This is a genomic window from Ramlibacter sp. (assembly GCF_013697775.1).
Taxonomy (GTDB): domain Bacteria; phylum Pseudomonadota; class Gammaproteobacteria; order Burkholderiales; family Burkholderiaceae_C; genus Ramlibacter.
The window spans coordinates 1-2,651 of record NZ_JACCWG010000167.1 but is presented as its reverse complement, the minus strand read 5'-3'; the positions used below and the strand labels follow the sequence as shown (position 1 = coordinate 2,651).

General features: G+C 69.2%; 3 protein-coding genes. 1 reads left to right on the top strand and 2 read right to left on the bottom strand.

The features are described from left to right. Window positions 1–1,114, bottom strand: a 1,114-nt coding sequence (locus H0U68_RS08400; protein ID WP_296354543.1) for an ABC transporter transmembrane domain-containing protein, incomplete at its 3' end; no start/stop codon positions are given. Continuing rightward, window positions 1,111–1,758 carry a hypothetical protein gene (locus tag H0U68_RS08395; RefSeq protein ID WP_296354540.1) on the bottom strand — a complete coding sequence of 216 codons (648 nt, stop codon included), beginning with the start codon at window positions 1,756–1,758 and terminating at the stop codon, window positions 1,111–1,113. The genes H0U68_RS08400 and H0U68_RS08395, both read right to left, overlap by 4 nt. Window positions 1,759–1,912: 154 nt before the next feature. Between H0U68_RS08395 and H0U68_RS08390 the strand changes: the two genes are divergently transcribed. Then, window positions 1,913–2,651 (top strand): glycosyltransferase (locus tag H0U68_RS08390; protein WP_296354539.1); only part of this gene is annotated, 739 nt, incomplete at its 3' end.

The window sequence follows — 2,651 nt, the reverse complement described above, 5'->3', positions numbered from 1 at the left end:
GGCCGACAACGGCCAGCAGCTCGCCGGGCGGCAGCGTGAACGCCACGCCGCGCAGGATCGGCTGGTTGTTGCCGGGCGCGCCGGCCACCAGCGGCTCCACCTGCAGCATGCCGCGCGGGGGCGGCAGCGGCATCGCCTGCTGCTTGGGCGCGATGGCGGCCAGCAGCTTGTCCAGCCGGGTCCAGGCGTCGCGCGCCGTGCCCACCATGCGCCAGTTCACCACGATGGCGGCCAGCGGTGCGAGCACGCGGCCGCCGAGGATGGAGCCGACGATCATCATGCCGCCGCCGCCGGTGAGCGTGTTCTGCAGCAGCAGCCAGGCACCCAGGCCGAGCAGTGCCGAACCCATCAGGGTCTGCACGAACTTGGTGAGCGCCTGGTAGATGCCGGCGTTGTCGGAGGCGACCGCCTGCAGCCGCAGGAACTCCTGCTGCTTTTCCATCCACCGGCGGTGGATGTCGCGCAGCATGCCCATGGATTCGATCACTTCGGCGTTGCGCAGGCTGCCGTCGGCGTATTGCTGCGCGGCGATGGCGTGGCGCGTGGCTTCCTGCAGCGGCGGCTGGCTGCTGCGCTCGTTCAGCCAGGCGACCAGCGTCTGCACCAGCGCGCCGGCCAGCGCCGACCAGCCGAGCAGCGGGTGGATGGCGAACAGCAGCACCAGGCACACCAGCGCCACCGGGGACTCCAGCACCGCCAGCAGCGCGGGCGAGTAGAGGAATTCGCGCACGGTGCGGAAATCGTTCATCGACTGCTGCGCGCCGCCGGCCGAGCCGCGCGCCAGCTGCATGGAGAACACCGCCGTGAAGAGGCGCTTGTTCATCTTGGTGTCGAGCTCGTGGCTGGCCTCCTGCATCACCTCGCTGCGCGCCCACTCCAGCAGTTCCATCACCGCGTACGCCAGCAGCACCATGATGGTCAGCATCAGCAGCGTGAACATGTTGCGGCTGTTGACCACGCGGTCGTACACCTCCAGCATGTAGGCGCTGGGCACCAGCACCAGCAGGCTGGCGAACAGGCTGAACCAGAACGAGCGCACGAAATACGGCTTGAGCGCATACACGGCGGCGCGCAGCTCGGACGAACCGGGTGGGGTCGGGGCGGGGGAACTCATGCGGTCTCCTGGATCAGGACGTATTCGGGAATTTCGGAGGTGCGCTCGTCGTCGAGGTCATCGGCGAGGGGGCCGCCGTCGGACAGCTGGAAGCGCAGCTCGAAGCTGCCGTCGGAGGCGCGGTTGAGCACCACCTCGCGCAGCTTCTTCTCGTGGAAAGCCTGTTCGTGCTCCGCCGGCAGGGCGAGGTCGAAGCGGATGCGGCCGTCCAGCGTGTACATGGACAGCCGCCCGCTCTTCAGGCTGAGGGTGTGGCGGTCGAAGTACACCGGGGCGCTGTCGCTGAACTGCAGCAGCGGCAGGCGCCGGCCCTCGCTGTCCAGCTTGGCGATGTTGAACGGGCTGTCGGGCGACTGGAACAGCTGCCGGCTGGTGCGCGAGACCGAATAGATCGCGTTGCACACCATCTGCGAGCCCACGGCGGGAAAGCGTTCGCGCAACTGACGGTAGGTGAGGTGGTGCAGGGTGACGCGGTTCCAGCAGCGGGTTTCCCGCACCAGCGGCGTCAGCGCATTGCACACTTCGGCGAATGCCCGCTGCAGGTCCAGCAGGCGCTGGCGCTGCTCCGGGCCGGTCTGCAGGCCGATGCGCAGTTCCACGCTGCCGCTGGAAGCCAGTGGCAGCGCGGTCGGCGGGATGGGCATCCGTAGCTCAGCAGAATTCATATAGGAAACGAAGTGTAGCAGCTTCCTATATGAACTTTTCAGGGCATGGACGAGGTGGTGCGCTACACTGCGGCGCCATTCTCCAGGCACCGGCGCCAGCCGCATCGCCCCGTCTTTTCGTTCCTGTTGGCGCATGAACCAGCCCTTTCCCGCCCCCGCGTCCGCTTCGCCCTTCGTGTCCGTGCTGATCCGCACGACCGGGCGGGCCAGCCTGCGAGCGGCCGTCGAGTCGGTGAAGCGCCAGCAGTTCACCGGTTGGGAACTGCTGGTGTTGAACGATGCGGGCCGGCCGATCGAGGGCCTGCCGGCCATGCTCGAAGGCGTTGCCGCCCGCGTGATCGACTTGGGCGGCGGCCTTGGCCGTGCCGGTGCCGCCAACGCGCTGCTCGACGCCGTGCGCACGCCCTGCGCGCTGTTCCTGGACGACGACGACTGGCTGCTGCCCGGCCACCTGCGCAAGCTGGCCGACGTCCTGCGCGGGCGCCCGGAACTGGTCGCCGCCTATGGCGACGTGGCGTGCATGGCGGACGGCGAGCGCGTGCTGCACACGTTCGCCCAGAATTTCGACGTAGCCGCACTGCAGCTGCAGAACTACCTGCCGATCCACGCCGTGCTGTTCCGCATGGACGCGGTGCGCGCCGCGCCGCCCTGCCGCTTCGACCCCACGCTGGACCTGTTCGAGGACTGGGACTTCTGGCTGCAGCTGGCGCGCCGCGGCCCGTTCGAACGCATTCCCGGCGTGTCCGCCGTCTACGCCATCGATGCGCAGCAGGGCTCGGGCCATGCGGCGCAGGGCGCGCAGCGCGACGCCATGCTGCAGGCCATCGCTGAGCGGCAGCTCGCCCGCTGGCAGCCCGGCGACGTGGCGGGCC

Coding starts and splice junctions, on each gene's coding strand:
- H0U68_RS08395 (WP_296354540.1), bottom strand. CDS start 1,758: ATGCCCATCCCGCCGACCGCGCTGCCACTGGCTTCCAGCGGCAGCGTG.